The 16,504-nt window shown below is 72.3% G+C and carries 12 protein-coding genes; 4 read left to right on the top strand and 8 right to left on the bottom strand.

Annotation, left to right across the window (positions count from 1 at the left end; all coding sequences use genetic code 11):
• Positions 1 to 65 precede the first annotated feature (65 nt).
• From ABZY12_RS13480 to ABZY12_RS13450, 7 genes are all read right to left on the bottom strand, one after another.
• Entirely contained in the window at positions 66 to 1,856 is a 1,791-nt protein-coding gene (locus ABZY12_RS13480; protein WP_356889573.1) for a CocE/NonD family hydrolase, read from the bottom strand.
• Positions 1,857 to 2,105: 249 nt separating this feature from the next.
• Positions 2,106 to 3,068, bottom strand: a complete 963-nt coding sequence (locus ABZY12_RS13475) for an LD-carboxypeptidase (RefSeq protein ID WP_356889571.1) — start codon at positions 3,066 to 3,068, stop codon at positions 2,106 to 2,108.
• Positions 3,065 to 5,053: a prolyl oligopeptidase family serine peptidase gene (locus ABZY12_RS13470; protein ID WP_356889569.1), complete on the bottom strand. Its 1,989-nt coding sequence runs from the start codon at positions 5,051 to 5,053 to the stop codon at positions 3,065 to 3,067. Before ABZY12_RS13470 ends, ABZY12_RS13475 begins: the two co-directional genes overlap by 4 nt.
• An 11-nt stretch (positions 5,054 to 5,064) precedes the next feature.
• Complete coding sequence (locus tag ABZY12_RS13465; RefSeq protein WP_356889567.1) at positions 5,065 to 6,399, bottom strand: M20/M25/M40 family metallo-hydrolase; 1,335 nt, start codon at positions 6,397 to 6,399, stop codon at positions 5,065 to 5,067.
• A complete protein-coding gene (locus ABZY12_RS13460) occupies positions 6,392 to 7,225 on the bottom strand; it encodes a M55 family metallopeptidase (protein WP_356889565.1) in 834 nt (277 codons plus the stop codon). Before ABZY12_RS13460 ends, ABZY12_RS13465 begins: the two co-directional genes overlap by 8 nt.
• Before the next feature lie 100 nt (positions 7,226 to 7,325).
• Positions 7,326 to 9,713 carry an MFS transporter gene (locus tag ABZY12_RS13455; RefSeq protein WP_356889635.1) on the bottom strand — a complete coding sequence of 796 codons (2,388 nt, stop codon included), beginning with the start codon at positions 9,711 to 9,713 and terminating at the stop codon, positions 7,326 to 7,328.
• A gap of 257 nt (positions 9,714 to 9,970) precedes the next feature.
• Complete coding sequence (locus tag ABZY12_RS13450; RefSeq protein WP_356889563.1) at positions 9,971 to 10,414, bottom strand: SRPBCC family protein; 444 nt, start codon at positions 10,412 to 10,414, stop codon at positions 9,971 to 9,973.
• Between the two features lie 158 nt (positions 10,415 to 10,572).
• Between ABZY12_RS13450 and ABZY12_RS13445 the strand changes: the two genes are divergently transcribed.
• Genes ABZY12_RS13445 through ABZY12_RS13435 form a run of 3 tightly spaced genes read left to right on the top strand, consistent with a single transcriptional unit; the run spans position 10,573 to position 13,802 of the window.
• Positions 10,573 to 11,598, top strand: a complete 1,026-nt coding sequence (locus tag ABZY12_RS13445; protein WP_356889561.1) for an Rv2578c family radical SAM protein — start codon at positions 10,573 to 10,575, stop codon at positions 11,596 to 11,598.
• A gap of 59 nt (positions 11,599 to 11,657) precedes the next feature.
• The gene (locus ABZY12_RS13440) at positions 11,658 to 13,274 is read left to right on the top strand and encodes an alpha/beta hydrolase (RefSeq protein WP_356889559.1); all 1,617 of its coding nucleotides are present in this window, start codon (positions 11,658 to 11,660) and stop codon (positions 13,272 to 13,274) included.
• Positions 13,275 to 13,334: 60 nt separating this feature from the next.
• The gene (locus ABZY12_RS13435; protein WP_356889557.1) at positions 13,335 to 13,802 is read left to right on the top strand and encodes a RidA family protein; all 468 of its coding nucleotides are present in this window, start codon (positions 13,335 to 13,337) and stop codon (positions 13,800 to 13,802) included.
• On the opposite strand, the gene ABZY12_RS13430 is transcribed toward ABZY12_RS13435, so the two are convergent.
• Complete coding sequence (locus ABZY12_RS13430) at positions 13,799 to 14,416, bottom strand: adenylosuccinate lyase (protein WP_356889555.1); 618 nt, start codon at positions 14,414 to 14,416, stop codon at positions 13,799 to 13,801. The genes ABZY12_RS13435 and ABZY12_RS13430 overlap by 4 nt on opposite strands.
• A gap of 269 nt (positions 14,417 to 14,685) precedes the next feature.
• Here ABZY12_RS13430 and ABZY12_RS13425 point away from each other — a divergent pair, with 269 nt between their 5' ends.
• On the top strand, positions 14,686 to 16,473 hold the full coding sequence (locus tag ABZY12_RS13425; RefSeq protein ID WP_356889553.1) for a 3-hydroxyacyl-CoA dehydrogenase family protein: 1,788 nt from the start codon (positions 14,686 to 14,688) through the stop codon (positions 16,471 to 16,473).
• Positions 16,474 to 16,504: the final 31 nt, after the last annotated feature.

The following is a 16,504-nucleotide window of genomic DNA, read 5'->3' as shown; positions in this document are numbered from 1 at the left end:
CGCCGGACAGGGCTAGGGCGTGTCTTCTGCATCAGGCCGGCCCGGCAAGAGCCGAGAGGCACGCCCTAGCGGACCGAGCCGTCGACGACCGGCAGCTCCAGCGTCCCCGTGTCCTCGGGGGCGCTGGTGACGGTCACCGGCTTGACGCCCCGGTTGCCCACGTACGCCGTGTCGCTCGCGGCGATCACGAACTCCAGCCGGTGGCCCGTCTCGTAACGGTGCACGATCCCCGGCAGCTCGACCGTGAACGGCCGGGTCGCGTCCGGCACCCGGACCGGCGCGACGAGCCGGTTGACCAGGGTCTTCTTCCCGTCCGGTGCGATGTCGTAGACCTTGGCGAAGAGGACGAGCTTGTCGGCGGCGTCGCCGGAGTCCTGGACGCGCTCGGTCTGTGGGGAGACGACCCGGAGTGTGGCCCTCGGTGCGCCGACGACGTCGACGGGCGCGGTGAGCGGGGCGCTGGTCCAGCCGAGGTAGGTGCCCCGGGTGTCGTACGGCTGGGGGTCGGGCAGTCCGATCAGGCCGGCGAGCGAGGACTCCGAGTGGCTCGTGGGCACCGGCCAGTTGGTGTACTGACGTGAGCCCCGGGCGACCTTGGCCCGGTTGTCGACGAGCTTGCCGTCCCCGGAGAGGTAGAGCCTCTGGCTGAGTCCGGGCACCCTCGCGGCGGTGCCGTAGCCGCTCCGCCAGTCGCGGTAGTAGGCGAACTCGGGTCCCGTGTCGGCCTTCCGGTCGCCCCGCAGATACCGGTCGAACCACGCGAGCACGCGCCGGCCGACGTAGCTGGTCTCCAGATTGCCCTGCCCGAGGTCGAGTTCCCCGGCCGCCGGATCGGTGATCCCGCCGCTGTGGCCCCAGGACTGCCAGATCATCTTGGTCTCGACCCCACGTGCCTCCAGGCGTTCGTAGGTGTCCTGGGCCTCGTTGAGGTTGAAGAGACTGTCGGACTGGCCCTGAACGATCAGCGTGGGCGCCTTGACCCGGTCGAGGTAGGACACCGGGGAGACGCTCCGGGCGAAGTCGAGCATCTTCTTCGTCTCGGCGTCCGGGTACCGGCCGGAGTTGAGGAGCCGCATGGTGTCGCAGGCGTCGGTGACGAAGTGCAGACAGCCGAGGGAGTTGATCCGGCTGGGGTCGAGGGACGGCGCGAGCAGCGGCTGCCCCTCGCCGATGAGGTAGAAGCCGTTGGCCCACTGCCACTTGAAGACACCGGGGGTCGCGCGGTCGGCGCTGTTGGGGGCCAGCGAGTAGGCGAGGTCGTTCCAGGTGATGAGTGGGACGAGCGCGTCGAGCCGGGGGTCGGCGGAGGCGGTGGCGAGCTGGATGGCGCCGCCGTAGGAGCCGCCGATCATGCCGACCCGGGGGTCGGAGGCCCCGTCCCGCAGGACGAAGTCGGCGCGGGTCCCGTCGTCGGCGGCGCGGACGCCGCCGAGGAAGTCGACGAGCCGGGAGGCGGCCCGCCCGTCGATACGCGGGTCGTCGAGGGAGATCAGACAGCCCGACTTCCCGAAGCCGAGGCCGGAGTAGACGAGTCCGACGAAGCCGCGGGCGGCGAAGGCCTTGCCGATGGCATCGGTGGACCCGTCCGCCTTGCTCCCGCCGAAGCCGTTGGTGGCGAGTATCGCGGGCGCCGGGTTCTCGGCGTCCACCCCGGCGGGCCGGTAGAGATCGGCGTCGATCACACAGCTGCGGCCGCCCGCCTCGACGGTGAACGTCAGCGGAGTGACGGTGTACGAGCCGGGCTCGGCCGGGTACGCCGGTCCCGCGAACGCGAGCGGCGCCGCCAGCGCCGTACCGGCCACCAGGGCGAGGGCCTTTCGGGATCGGGGCAGGACACGGGACACGGAGACCTCCACGCCGAGGACACATGAGCGGTACGGACCCCTCGGCTTACCGACTGGTAAGTACGGGGCAGCGCCCATGGTGTGACGCGTGTCATAGCCGCGTCAACGCCTACGACAAGGGTTGTTGACGGAGATTCAGTAAAGGTGCCCGGGGGTTCGGTCGGGTTCGTCTCAGGGCGCCCGGACGTTCAGCCGGTTCGGCTCGCGGCGCCCCTGGGCCCAGCCTGGTTCGGCTCAGGGCGCCCGGGGGTTCAGTGGGGCTCAGCTCAGGGCGGGCACGTCCAGGGTGAGCGTCCCCGATTCGGCGTCCAGCACCCCCGGCACCCCGAGCGGGACGGTCAGCGCCGTCTCGCCGTGCCCGAAGCCCATCTCCTCCACCACCGGGACACCGAGACCGCCGAGCCGGTCGGCCAGCACCGCGCGGATCTCTTCGTACGGCCCGCACTCGGCCCAGGACCCCAGGCCGACGGCCGCGACCCCGTCCAGCCACCCGGAGCGCAGCAGTTGGGTGAGGATGCGGTCCAGGCGGTACGGCTCCTCCCCCACGTCCTCCAGGAGCAGCAGGCCGCCCCTGGCCGAGGGGCGGGCGTGCGGGGTGGACAGGTCGGCGGCGAGAAGGCTGACGCAGCCGCCGAGGGTGATGCCGCGGGCCCGGCCCGGCGCCAGCGGCCTCGCGGTCTCCAGGCCGAGCGCGCGTACCGACTCGGGCTCGAACAGCGTGGCCCGCAGCGACTCCTGGGTGCGGGGGTCCTTGAGGAAGGTCGCCGCCGCGACCATCGGGCCGTGCAGGGTGGCGAGCCCCGCGCGCACCGCGAAGGCCTCGTGCAGTGCGGTGATGTCGCTGTAGCCGACGAAGACCTTGGGGCCGGCCGCCCGGATGGCCGGCCAGTCGAGCAGGTCCACCATCCGCTGGACGCCGTAGCCGCCCCGGGCGCAGATCACGGCCGACACACCCGGGTCGCACCAGGCCTCCTGGAAGTCCCGGGCGCGCGCCGCGTCCGTACCCGCCAGGAAGTCCAACTCCGGGTGGGTGTCCAGGACGTGGGGAGCCACCACCGGCTCCAGCTCCCAGCCGCGCAGGATGTCGAGGCCGGCCGCGAGCCGCTCCTCGGGAACGGGGCCGCTGGGCGCGACGACGGCGACCCGGGCCCCGGGACGCAGCCGGGCGGCCCGGGTCAGCGCCTTCACCCCCGCCGAGGTCGTCGGCGCCGGGCCGGCCGTCACTTCCGCAGCTCCAGGAGCGGGACGTCCGGCCGGTCAATGCCGAAGGCCTGGGCGTACAGCGAGAGTTCGGCTTCCAGGGCCCGGATCATCGTCTCGGCGCGCCGGAAGCCGTGGCTCTCGCCCTCGAAGGCGATGTAGGCGTGCGGGACGCCCCGCCCGGCGATCGCGTCCAGGAACCGCTCGCTCTGCGCGGGCGGGCAGATCACGTCGTCGAGCCCCTGGAGCAGCAGGAACGGTGCGGAGATCCGCTCGACACGGTGGAGCGGCGAGCGTTCCCGGTAGCGCGCCGGGACCTCGGCGAGGGGGCCGATCAGCGACTCCAGATAGCGGGATTCGAAGTCGTGGGTCTCGTCGGTGGCCCAGCCGAGGAGATCGAGGATGGGGTAGATGATCGTGCCGCAGGCGTAGAGGTCGCTGCCGGCCAGGGAGGCGGCGGTGGTCCAGCCGCCGGCGCTGCCGCCGCGGATCGCGAGCCGTGCCGGATCGGCGGTGCCCTCGGAGGCGAGCGCCTCGGCCACGGCGGCACAGTCCTCGACGTCGACGACGCCCCACTGTTCGCGCAGCCGTTCGCGGTACTCACGGCCGTAGCCGGTCGAGCCGCCGTAGTTGACCTCGGCGACGCCGATCCCCCGGGAGGTGAAGTAGGCGATCTCCAGATCGAGGACGAGCGGGGCGTGCCCGGTCGGTCCGCCGTGCGCCCACACCACATAGGGCGGCAGCTCCTCGGCGGGGCCGATGCGGTCCGGACTGTGCGGCGGGTAGACGTGGGCGTGGATCTCCCGGTTGTCGGGTCCCGTGAAGGTACGGATCTGGGGCTCGGGGTAGTACGCCGGGTCCACCGGGTCGTCGTGGGCCGAGCCGACGACCCGGGCCCGGCCGGTGAGGGTGTCGAGCTCCACGATCTCGTATGCGCTGCGGGGGCTCGCGGCGACGCCGACGACCCGGGTGCCGTGCGCGGCCAGAGTGGGGGCCCACTCGGTCCATGGGCCGGCGGCGTCGACGAGTTCGCCACTGTCCGGGTCGAGTATCCCGAGGGCGGTCGACCCCTTGCCGTGGACGACGGCGACCAGGCCGTTCTCCAGGGGGTGGAACCAGCTGAGGCCGATCTTCCACAGGGGGCCGCCGAACTCCTCGGGGCGGGGGCACAGGGCGGCCGGCTCGCCGTCCGGCCCCGAGCGGTAGAGGTTCCACCAGCCGCTGCGGTCGCTGAGGTGCAACAGCTGCCCGTCGGCGGTCCAGCCGACCTGCGGCACCGACTCCTCGGGTCCGCCGGCGACGGAGCGGACGTCCGTGAAAGCGCCGTCGGCCGTGACGTCGGCGAGCAGGACCTCCGTACCGTCCCAGGGCATCCGGGGGTGGTCCCAGCCGATCCAGGCGACCCGCCGGCCGTCCGGGGCGAGCCGAGGCCCGGTGACGAAACGGTGACGGTCGTCGGTCAGTTCACGGATCGCCGACCGGTCGTCCGCCGCAGATCCGTCCAGGGGGACGGCGGCGAGGAGGCGGCGCACGTCGGTGGGCGCGGGCCCGGTGAACTCTTCCAGGACGCACCAGACCTCACCCCGCTCCGGGTGGATCACGGGGTCCGCCCAGCGCAGTCCGCCGCCGGTTGCGGAGACGGGCGTGAGAGGCCGGGGGGCGGCCTGGGCTCCGTCGCCGTCCGGTTCGTACGCGTACAGCCGCTGGTCGGGGAAGTGGCTGAAGACGATCAGGGGGCCGCCGGCCTCCCGCGCGTGTCCCGCCCAGGGCTGCCCGCCGTACTCGATCACCCGGGTGCGCACGTTCCACGGGAGGGGGAGGGCCTGTTCCTCGGCTCCGTCGGCCCGTCGGCGCACCAGAGTGCGCCGGCCGCCCTCGGTGGGGCGCGGCGCGGTCCACCACAGCTCGTCGCCGACGGCGCCGAGATACTCCGGGCGTCCGTCGCGGGAGGCGGCCAGCGCGGCGCCGATGGGTGAGGGCCAGCTGCCGTAGGGGCCCGTGGGTACCATGCCGACTCCCCCTACGCGGACCGGAGATAGTGGTCGAGGACGCGGACGCCGAAGTGCAGCGCGTCGACGGGGACGCGCTCGTCGACGCCGTGGAACAGCGCGCCGTAGTCCAGCTCCGGGGGGAGCTTCAGCGGGGAGAAGCCGTAGCCGGTGATCCCGAGCCGGGAGAACTGCTTGGCGTCGGTGCCTCCGGACATGGCGAACGGCACGACATGGCCGGCCGGGTCGAAGTGCTCCACGGCGGCCCGCAGCTTGGCGAAGGTCGGCGAATCGACGGGGGCCTCCAGGGGGACCTCGCGGTGGTGGAACTCCCACTCCACGTCGGGCCCGGTGAGCAGGTCCATCGTCGCGGTGAACTCCTCCTCGCCGCCGGGCAGCATACGGCCGTCGACATAGGCGACGGCGTGGCCCGGGATGACGTTCACCTTGTAACCGGCCTCCAGCATCGTTGGGTTGGCGCTGTTGCGGACGGTCGGCTCGACCAGGGCGGCGGCCGGGCCGAGCTTCTCCAGGAGACGGTCGACGTCGAAGCCGTCGGCGGAGACGTCCGTCTCGATGCCGTACAGCGCGGCGAGTTCGGTGAGCGCGGCCCGTACGGTCGACGTGAGGCGGACCGGCCAGGGGTGGTCGCCGATACGGGCGACGGCGGCGGCGAGCCGGGTGACGGCGTTGGCGGTGTTCACCTTGGAGCCGTGGCCGGCCCTGCCGTGGGCGGTGAGCTTGACCCAGGCGGTGCCCCGCTCGCCGGCCGCGATGGGGTAGAGCGTCATGCCGGGGTGCGGGTGGAAGCTGAACGCCCCGGATTCACTGATGCCTTCCGTGCAGCCTTCGAACAGACCGGGGTGCTTGTCGGCGAGGTGGCCGGAGCCGTCCTCGGCGCTGGCCTCCTCGTCGGCGGTGTACGCGAGGACGATGTCGCGGCGCGGCCGGATGCCCTGGCGGGCCCAGGAACGGACCACGGCGAGCACCATCGCGTCCATGTTCTTCATGTCGACGGCTCCGCGTCCCCACACCACTCCGTCGCGGACCTCGCCGGAGAAGGGGTGGACGGCCCAGTCGGCGGGCTCGGCCGGGACCACGTCCAGATGGCCGTGGACGAGCAGGGCGTCGGCGGACGGGTCGGTGCCCTCGATCCGGGCCACCACGTTGGTGCGGCCGGGCGTCCGCTCCAGGAGGACGGGTTCGAGGCCGGTGGCGGCGAGGCGTTCGGCGACGTACTCGGCCGCGGGCCGCTCGCGGCAGTCCCCGCCGCCCCTGTTGGTGGTGTCGATCCGGATCAGCTCGGAGGTGAAGGTCACCACCTCGTCGAGCGCCGCGGCGTCCGGCCGCTGGGTCGGCTCAGCCATACTGCTCCTCCACCGCGGCCGAGACGATGGTCGTGACCGCCTTGAACGTGCGAATGCCTTCGTACATCGTCTCGCTCGTGTACGCGACGCGGCGTTCGCCGCTCCGGGCCGCGCCGGGCACCACCGTGGCGGCGGCCGCGAGATGCTCGGCGTCGAACTCCAGCTCCACCGTGAACGGCCCGCCGCGCACCGGCTCGTGCCGTACGGCGAGGGCCGCCGCGGCCTTCGCCGCCGCCCGGATCTCGGCGGCCGTACGGGCCGGGGTGCGGCACACCGCCGCGTACCGCGAGACATGGTCCTTGACCGCGACCTTGCGCGCCTCCGGCGCGTACTCGAGGGCGTCCTCGCAGGTCAGGTCGTCCCCGGTGACGAGGACGACCGGCACGCCGTACTCCGCCACCACATGGGCGTTGAGCAGACCCTCGCTCGCCCGCACGCCGTTCAGCCATACGCCGGTGATGGAGTTGGCGAGATAGGTGTGGGCGAGCACGCCCTCGGCGCCGGCGCCGGTGTGATAGCCGACGAAGGCGATGCCGTCGACGTCGGCGTGCTGCACGCCCTCCACCATGGAGAGGGACTTGTGCCGGCCGGTGAGCATCTCGGCCCGCTCGTCGAGCCGTTCGAGGAGCAGGTTACGCATCGTCCAGTGCGCTTCGTTGATGAGCACCTCGTCGGCGCCGCCGTCGAAGAAGCCGAGCACCGCCGCGTTCACGTCGGAGGTGAACATGGACCGGCACCGCTCCCACTGCGGTGTCCCCGGCAGCACGTCGGCGGGCCAGGTGACGCCGGTGGCGCCTTCCATGTCGGCGCTGATCAGGATCTTCATGCCTGGAAACCGTACGCGGCGACCGGCGGCACGACCACCCCTGTGGACAAGTGTCGGTGGAGTGGACCTGTGAAGCCGGCCGGTCGCCGTCGCGAGTGTGTCAGTCCTCGTGGCCGAGCTGCAGGTCGCGTTCGGTGCGCCCGCCGCCGGCGACCTGGAGGACGGTGGCGACCGGCGGGTAGCCGGCGGCGATGACCGTGTACTCGCCGGAGGACAGGTCGACGAACCGGAACGTTCCGTCCGGTCCGGTCGTCAGGGTGTCCACCACGTTCCCGGCGGCGTCGAGGAGGGTGACCCGGGCGTCCTCGACCGGGCGACCGCCGCCCGCGCGGACCGTCCCGCGCAGCACCGCGCCGCCCGCCAGCTCGATGTCCTGACGGGTCTCGCGGGAGGCCTGCACGCTCACCGGGAGGGCGGCGGGCCTGAAGGCCGGGGCGCTGGCGGCCAGCGTGTACTCCCCCGCCACCAGCTCGGTGATCACATAGCCGCCCTCGCGTCCGCTGCGAGTGGAGGCCACGACGTCTCCGCGGACGTCGGTGAGGGTGACCGCCGCGTCCCGTACGGGAGAACCGTCGGCGGTGACGACCGTTCCGGCCAGCCGGCCCGCACCGCCGAGCACGACGTCGAGCTCGACCGGGCGTTCCCCGACGGTGACGGAGACGGCCTGCGGCTGGTGCCCGCCCGCCGCGGCGATCAGGACGTACGAGCCGGCGCCCGGCACGCTGAGCGCGTACCGCCCGTCCTCGCCGCTGCCGCCCCGGCCGATCTGCCGCCCCTGGACGTCGATGAGGGTGAGGGCGGCGCGCGGGACGCGGGTGCCGTCGTGGTGCTGGACGGTGCCGCAGACCGGGAGCCCGGCGGGGGCGGGATGGGCGGTGGCGTTCCTGGCCCGGGGGACGGCGGTGGCCTCGGCGGCGGGGGTGTGGTGGGACACCAGCGGTTTCTCCTTGAGGAAGAAGGCGAGAACGAGGCCGAGCACGAGGACCGGCACGAGGTAGAGGAAGATGCGCGGCATCGCGTCCGCGTACGCCTGGATGTAGGCGTCGCGCAGGGCGGGCGGCAGGGCGTGCACCGTCTGCGGAGTGATCGATTCGGCGGCGGGCAGCGCCGCTCCCGCCGTGCGCGGAAGGGAGTCGGCGAGGGCGTCGTCGAGCCGGGCGGCGAAGAGCGTGCCGAAGACGGCGGCGCCGACGCTGCCTCCGATCTGGCGGAAGTAGTTGTGGGCGCTGGTGGCGGTGCCGAGGTCGGCGGGGCGTACGGAGTTCTGCACTGCCAGGATGAGGACCGGCATGACGAGGCCGATGCCGACGCCGAGGACGGCCTGCCAGACGCTGTGGTGCAGGCGGGGGGTGTCCGTCTCCATCCGGGAGAGCAGCCACATGCCGGCGACGGAGACCGCGCCGCCGAGCACCGGGTAGATCCGGTAGTGGCCGGTGCGGCTGATGAGCTGCCCGGAGACGATCGACGCGACGACGATCCCGCCCATCAGGGGCAGCATGAGGAGGCCGGACTCGGTGGCGGTGGCGCCCTCCACCATCTGCAGGAAGGTGGGCAGATAGCTGGCGGCGCCGAACAGCGCGATGCCGACGACCGCTCCGACGAGGCTGGTGACGGTGAAGACCGAGTCGCGGAACAGGCGCAGTGGGATGAGGGGTTCGGGCGCGAAGTGCTCGACGATCAGGAAGAGCAGGGTGCTCGCGGCGGCGCCGCAGCCGAGGCCGATGACGACCCGGGAGTTCCACGCGTACTCGGTCCCGCCCCAGCTGGTCAGCAGGACCACGCAGGTGGAGGCGGCGGCCAGCAGGATCGCGCCCAGTACGTCGAGCCTCGCCCGCTCCTTCGGCTTGGGGAGCTTGAGGACGAGGGCGACGACGGCGAGGGTGACGAGTCCGAAGGGGACGTTGAAGTAGAAGCACCAGCGCCAGGAGACGTGGTCGGTGAAGAAGCCGCCGAGCAGGGGTCCGGCGACGGAGGCCAGACCGAAGGCGGCCCCGATGAGTCCCATGTAGCGGCCGCGTTCCCGGGCCGGGACGATGTCCGCGATGATCGCCTGGACACCGATCATGAGGCCACCGGCGCCGACGCCCTGCACGGCCCGGAAGGCGATGAGCTCGTCCATGGTCCGCGACCAGCCGGCCAGGGCCGAGCCGACGACGAAGACCACGATGGCGAAGAGGAAGACGCCCTTGCGGCCGAAGAGGTCGCCGAGCTTGCCGTAGACGGGCAGGCCGATGGTGGCGGTGAGGAGGTAGGCGGTGATGGCCCAGGACATCCGGTCCAGGCCCTGGAGTTCGCCGACGATCTTCGGCAGGGCGGTGGCGACGATCATCTGCTCCAGCGCGGCGAGCAGCAGCGCGAGCATGAGCCCGAAGAAGACGAGCCGGACCCGGCGGGGGTCGTGGGCCGGTTCCGGGCCGGGCGGCGGTTCCTGGCCGGACGGTGGATCGCCCTCGACGAGCGACGTCGTATCCTCGGCGGCTTTCACCATCGCGATCGCACCCACGTGTTGCTCCCCTCGTCACGACGTCAGCGCCGCGCCATTCTTCGCATTGGGCGCGAAGCGGGAGCAAGTCGGACGGGAGGGGGATCGGTGGCGCCTCGGAGCGTGAACACGCCTGCGCCAGGTGGCACTTGGGGCGCTCATCAGCGCGTTTACGAGAGCGCCCGCGCCCCCTGGGCGCGCGGGGCGCTCACGGGGGTCGCGGGGAAACCACTCGAATCGGTGAGCGGTGTTCGCCGAGGAGGCTACTTCTCCACCTGGGCGGCCAGGTTGGCCAGCACCGCGTCGTAGATGCGGGCGAGCCCCTTGGGGGCGAAGGTCCTCTCGAAGAAGCCGCCGATGCCGCCGGCGCCGTTCCAGACGGTGGTGACGACGGCCTTCGAGGCGCCTTCTCCGGCGGGGGTCACGGTCCAGGTGGTGACCATGGAGGAGTTGCGGTCCTTCTCGACGAGCTGCCCGTCCGTGGGCTCGGTGACCTCCAGGAGGCAGTCCCGGACCCGCTTGCTCGTCGCCTGGAGCTTCCAGTGGACGAGGGTGCCCTCGCCGTCGCCGCCCTCCCGCACCTCGTACTCGCTGAAGTGCTCCGGCAGCACCTTCGCGCGCGTGCCGCTGTAGTCGGCCAGAGCGTCGAACACCGTCTCCGCGTCCGCCGCGATGATCCGCTCCGTGGTGGCCTCGACCTGCGCCATTGCACTTCCTCCAGCTTGGTTCCTCGGGGTGGGGGACCAGCCAACCACCTGCGACCCGGCCCCCCAAATCCGGGTTGCGACGATCAAGGGAACATGTGTTCTATTCTGTGGCCAGGGTCGAGGACGCGGCTCGGGACACTGCCATCGAGGAGGCGGCCATGCGCTGGGACAATCTGGGCGAGGATCCCGCCCCCGCCGACATCGCGCTGTTCGGTACGGACGCGGTCACCACCCGCACCTTCGACACACCGGAGTTCCGGGGGATCACCTTCCACGAAGTGCGGGCCCGCTCGATCCTGAACCGGGTGCCGGGCGCCTCCCGCATGCCGTTCGAATGGACGGTCAACCCCTACCGCGGCTGCACGCACGCGTGCGTCTACTGCTTCGCCCGCAAGACGCACAGCTATCTGGACCTCGACACCGGCCTCGGTTTCGACTCCCAGATCGTCGTCAAGATCAACGCCCCGGAGCTGCTGCGCAAGCAGCTCGCCTCCCGCCGCTGGCAGGGCGCGCACGTCGCGATGGGCACCAACGTGGACTGCTACCAGCGCGCCGAGGGCCGCTACCGGCTGATGCCGGGCATCATCGCGGCGCTGCGCGACCACGCCAACCCGTTCTCGATCCTCACCAAGGGCACCTTGATCCTGCGTGACCTGGACCTCCTGGTGCAGGCGGCCGAGGTGACCGAGGTCGGCATCTCCGTCTCGGTCGGCTTCACCGACCAGGAGCTGTGGCGCACCGTCGAGCCCGGCACGCCCTCACCGCAGCGGCGCCTGGACGTCGTACGGACGCTCGGCGAGCACGGCATCGGCTGCGGGGTGCTCATGGCCCCGGTCATCCCCTTCCTCGGTGACCGGCCGGAGCAGCTGCGCGAGACGGTGCGCGCCATCGCCGACGCCGGCGCGACGTCCGTGACCCCGCTCGTCCTGCATCTGCGGCCCGGCGCGCGCGAGTGGTTCATGGCATGGCTGAGGCAGCACCACCCGCGTCTGGTGGGGCGGTACGAGCGGATGTACGCGGACGGGGCCTACGCGCCGACCTGGTACCAGCGCCGGATCACCCGTCAGGTGCACGAGTACGCCGACGAGTTCGGGATCGGCCCGGCCCGCCGGGGAGCGGCGCGCCGGATACCCGTACCGGAAGAACCCGCGCTCGCGGGGCCGACCCAGCTCACCCTCCTCTGATCGGGTGAGCTCTCGGCGGAACAGGTCCGTCCGCACCGCGTTCCGGGCACGGACGCCCTATGAACCCACGCGCAGGACTGCTGATCGCCACTGGGGCACTGGTCGCGGGGACGGTCACCGTCCTGCCCGCGGCCGCGGAGCCCCGGCCCGAACCGGCCACCCGCCCCCTCGCCCCGCTCGCCTGGACCGGCTGCCCCACCAAGGCGTATCCGAGGCTCCAGTGCGCCACGCTGAAGGTGCCGCTGAACCACGCCGAGCCGAAGGGCCGGACCGTGACCCTCGCCCTGACCCGCGTCGCGCACACCGCGAAGGACTACCAGGGGCCGCTGCTCGTCAACCCCGGCGGCCCGGGCGGGAGCGGCCGGGCCATGGCCGGGTTCGTGGCGGCCTCGCTGCCCGCGAAGGTGGCGGCGCGGTACGACGTGATCGGCTTCGACCCGCGCGGGGTCGGCGAGAGCGAACCCGCACTCGACTGCAAGCCCGGCCACTTCGACCCCGTACGGCCGGACTCCGTGCCGCGCGGCGCCGAGGGGGAGCGGAGCAACGTCGAGCGGGCGCGGTCGTTCGCGGCGGCGTGCGGGGAGAAGTACCGCGACGTGCTGCCGTACATCGACACGGTCAGCGCGGCACGGGACCTGGACGCGATCCGCGCGGCGGTGGGCGCGCCCCGGATCCACTACCTCGGCTACTCCTACGGCACGTACCTCGGCGCCGTGTACGCGCGGCTGTATCCGCAGCGGGTGGGCCGGTTCGCCCTCGACTCCGTGGTCAATCCCCGGGGCGTCTGGTACGAGGACAACATCGCGCAGGACTACGCCTTCGACAGCCGGCACAAGGACTTCATGGCCTGGGTGGCCCGCCAGGACGCCACGTACAAGCTGGGCACGGACCCGGCGGCGGTCGAGGCCGCCTGGTACCGGATGCGTGAGGCGGTGGGCCTTAACCCGGCCGACGGCAAGGTCGGCCCGGGCGAGCTGGAGGACACCTTCCTGCCCGGCGGCTACTACAACGGATACTGGCCGAAGCTGGCCGAGGCGTTCTCGGCGTACGTCAACGAGAAGGACGCCGGCCCGCTGACCGAGGCGTACGAGGACCACGCGGCGGCGGACGCCGCGGCCGACAACGGCTACTCCGTCTACACCAGCGTGCAGTGCCGGGACGCGGCGTGGCCGCGTGACTGGAACGTCTGGCGCAAGGACAACTGGGAGGTGCACGCGAAGGCGCCCTTCTCCGCCTGGAACAACGCCTGGTACAACGCTCCGTGCGCGTTCTGGCCGGTGAAGTCGCTGACTCCGCCCGACGTCACGAACGATGCGGTGCCGCCGATGCTGATCCTCCAGGCGACGGACGACGCGGCGACCCCGTACGAGGGGGGTGTGGCGCTGCACCGGATGGTGGGCGGCTCCAGCCTGGTGGTCGAGGAGGGCGGCGGGAACCACGGGGTGTCGCTGGGCGGGAACGACTGCCTGGACACGCATCTGGCGGCCTACTTCTCCACGGGGCGCGTGCCGCGCGGCGCCGCGGGGGCGGAGGCGGACGCGGTCTGCGCGGCCCTCCCGGAGCCGAAGCCGGTGAAGGAGGCGAAGACGCCGGCGACCCGTGACGGTGGGTCGACCCGTGACGCCGCCTCGGCGCGCGGCGCCCTCCTGCACCGGCTCCTCGGGCACGGCGGCTGAGCGGACGCTCCCGGACCGCCGGTGACGGGACTGTCAGTGGCGTGGGCGAGGATGTCGGACATGAGTACGCATCTCTCCCACGTGCCCGCCCCGGCGGGGGTCGCCCCGAGTCCCCAGTACAGCCACGTCGTGTGGGGCACCGGCCGGTTCGTCGCGATATCCGGCCAGTGCTCCCTCGACGCCTCGGGTGCGGTCGTCGGGGAGAACGACCCGGCGGCGCAGGCCCGTCAGGTCTTCGAGAACCTGCGCCGCTGTCTCGCCTCGGCCGGCGCCGGCTTCGAGGACGTGGTGAAGCTGACGTACTTCGTCACCGACGTCGCCCACCTTCCGGCAGTCCGGGCGGCGCGTGACGCCGCTTTCGGCGGGGCCCCGCTTCCGGCGAGCTCGGCCGTCCAGGTCTCCGCGCTGGTCCGCCCGGAGCTGCTGATCGAGATCGAGGCGTTCGCGCTCGTCCCGGAACCGGAGGAGGAGCCCGTCTCGTCCGCGGCGCTCGCGCTGGTCCCGGCACTGGAGGAGGAGACCTCCTAAGGTTCCGGCCACGGTCCGCCGGGCAGGGCCTGGCCGTCGAGCCGGGCGAGGGCCTGGCGGGCCGCCGCGCCGAGGCGGGGGTGGGGAAGGGCGGCCTGCAGAGCGCCTCGGGCGCGTCCGTCGCCGAGCGCGCCCAGGCCCTCGACGCAGGCGAGACCGACCCGCCAGTGCGGATCGTCGGCCTTCAACCGCCGTTCGAGGACGGTGATCAGGGCCGGTACGGACTCGGGGGCGCGCAGTTCGGTGAGCAGACGGACCGGCAACAGGGCGTAGGCGACGCGGAGTTCGTTGGTGGCGAGGGCGGCGGCGGCCCGGGCGGTACGGGGGTCGCCGAGCCGCGCCAGCGCGTAGGCGGCGGAGACGCAGCGTTCCGGGTCGCGGTGGTTGAGCAGGAGGACGAGGGCTTCGAAGGCGCGCGGGTCCCCCGCGAGGCCGAGCCGGAAGGCGGCGATCTCCCGGGCCCAGAGCGGCTGTCCGGGCGCGGTGAGAACGCGCGCGAAATCGCCGGGATCCTCACGCGCGACGAGTTCTCCGAACGTTTCGGAGTCGCCGTGGATCTCGTCCCGCAATCGATCGATCATCGAGCAGAATTCGGGGTCCCGAGCGATATCCATGGCGTTCAGCGTATCCGCGATCCAGATCACATTTTCCGAACTTCCCAGGACTGGCGCGCTCGTTACTCGCCGGTTAATCTCAGGTGAGCGGGGCACCCCCCGCAGCACTCACAACGGCCTGGTGACGCAGCCGTTGTGGGATCGAGTTTGTCGGTTCGGCATTTTTCGACGTGGCTCCGGGACAGAGCCCGTCGCTTTTTCTCCGCGCGATCTGTGCGCGCCCGCATTGCCGCCCTCAGTCGTCACTCTTCCCTCCCTGGAGTCCCCTGATGGACACCCCTCTCTCCACCATCGCCGTCGTCGGTCTCGGCACCATGGGCACGGGCATCGCCGACGTCCTCGCCCGGGCCGGCCGCGAGGTCATCGGCATCGACATCAGCGACGCCGCCGCGGCCCGGGCCGTCGCCGCGCTGGAAGCCTCCACCGCCCGCGCGGTGAGCCGTGAGCGGATCACCGAGGAGGAGCGCCGCGACGTCCTCGCCCGCTTCCGTACCTTCTCCGACCTCCACGCGGCCGCCGACGCCGATCTCGTGATCGAGGTCGTGCCCGAGTCGTACGAGGCCAAGCAGGAGGTCTTCCGGGCGCTGGACGCCGTCGTCCGGCCCGACGCGATCATCGCCACCGGTACCAACGCCCTGTCCGTCACCCGTCTCGCCGCCGACTCGGCGCACCCCGAGCGCGTGCTCGGCCTGCACTTCTTCACCCCGGTCCAGGCGATGAAGCTGGTGGAGGTCGTCTCCTCGGTCCTCACCGCCCCGCAGGCCGTCCAGGCCGTCACCGATCTCGCCCTCGACCTCGGCAAGGAGCCCGTCGCGGTCGGCGACCGCCCCGGGTTCGTCGCCGACGGCCTGCTCTTCGGCTACCTCAACCAGGCCGCGGCCATGTACGAGGCCAAGTACGCCTCCCGTGAGGACATCGACGCCGCCATGCGGCTGGGCTGCGGTCTGCCGATGGGCCCGCTGGCCCTTCTCGACCTGGTCGGGATCGACACCGCCCGCACCGTCCTGGAGGCGATGTACAGCGAGTCGCGCGACCGGCTGCACGCCCCCGCCCCGATCCTCAAGCAGCTGAGCGAGGCGGGTCTGACCGGCCGCAAGTCGGGCCGCGGCTTCTACACGTACGACGCGCCGGGCTCGGCCACCGTGGTCCGGGACGCGCTGACGCCGCTGGAGGACTCGGCCGCGGGCGGCCGGGAGACCCGCGAGGTCCGTTCGGTGGGCGTCGCCGGCTCCGGCACCATGGCCTCGGGCATCGCCGAGGTCTTCGCCAAGGCCGGTTACACGGTCGTGCTGGCGGCCCGGTCGCAGGAGAAGGCCGACACCGCCAAGGCCCGGATCGCCAAGTCGCTCACCCGTTCGGTCGACAAGGGCCGGATGACCGGCGAGGCCCGCGACGAGACGCTGGCCCGGATCACCCCGGCAGGTTCGCTCGACTCCTTCGCCGAGGTCGACCTCGCCGTCGAGGCGGTCGCCGAGGACCTGGAGATCAAGCAGCAGCTCTTCGCGGCCCTCGACAAGATCTGCAAGCCGGGCGCGGTGCTCGCCACCACGACCTCCTCGCTGCCGGTCGTCGCCTGTGCCCGCGCCACCTCGCGCCCGCAGGACGTCATCGGGATGCACTTCTTCAACCCGGCGCCCGCCATGAAGCTGGTGGAGATCGTCCGTACGGTCCTGACCGCCGACGACGTGCACGCCACGGTCCGCGAGGTCACCGCGAAGATCAGGAAGCACCCGGTGGACTGCGGCGACCGGGCCGGCTTCATCGTGAACGCGCTGCTCTTCCCGTACCTGAACAACGCGGTCAAGATGGTCCAGGAGCACTACGCCTCCCTGGACGACATCGACGCCGCGATGAAGCTGGGCGGCGGCTACCCGATGGGACCGTTCGAGCTCCTCGACGTCGTCGGGCTCGACGTCTCCCTCGCGATCGAGAAGGTGCTGCACCGCGAGTTCCGCGACCCGGGTCTGGCTCCGGCGCCGCTCCTGGAGCACCTGGTGGCCGCGGGCTGCCTCGGCCGCAAGACGGGTCGCGGCTTCCGCGAATATGCCCGACGCTGAGCCCGCCGCGGGCTGGGGAGGGCTGCTGAGT

Source organism: Streptomyces sp. NPDC006551, from assembly GCF_040611675.1.
Taxonomy (GTDB): domain Bacteria; phylum Actinomycetota; class Actinomycetes; order Streptomycetales; family Streptomycetaceae; genus Streptomyces.
Note: the sequence above shows the minus strand (reverse complement) of the source record. Positions and strands in the feature narration are given on the sequence as shown.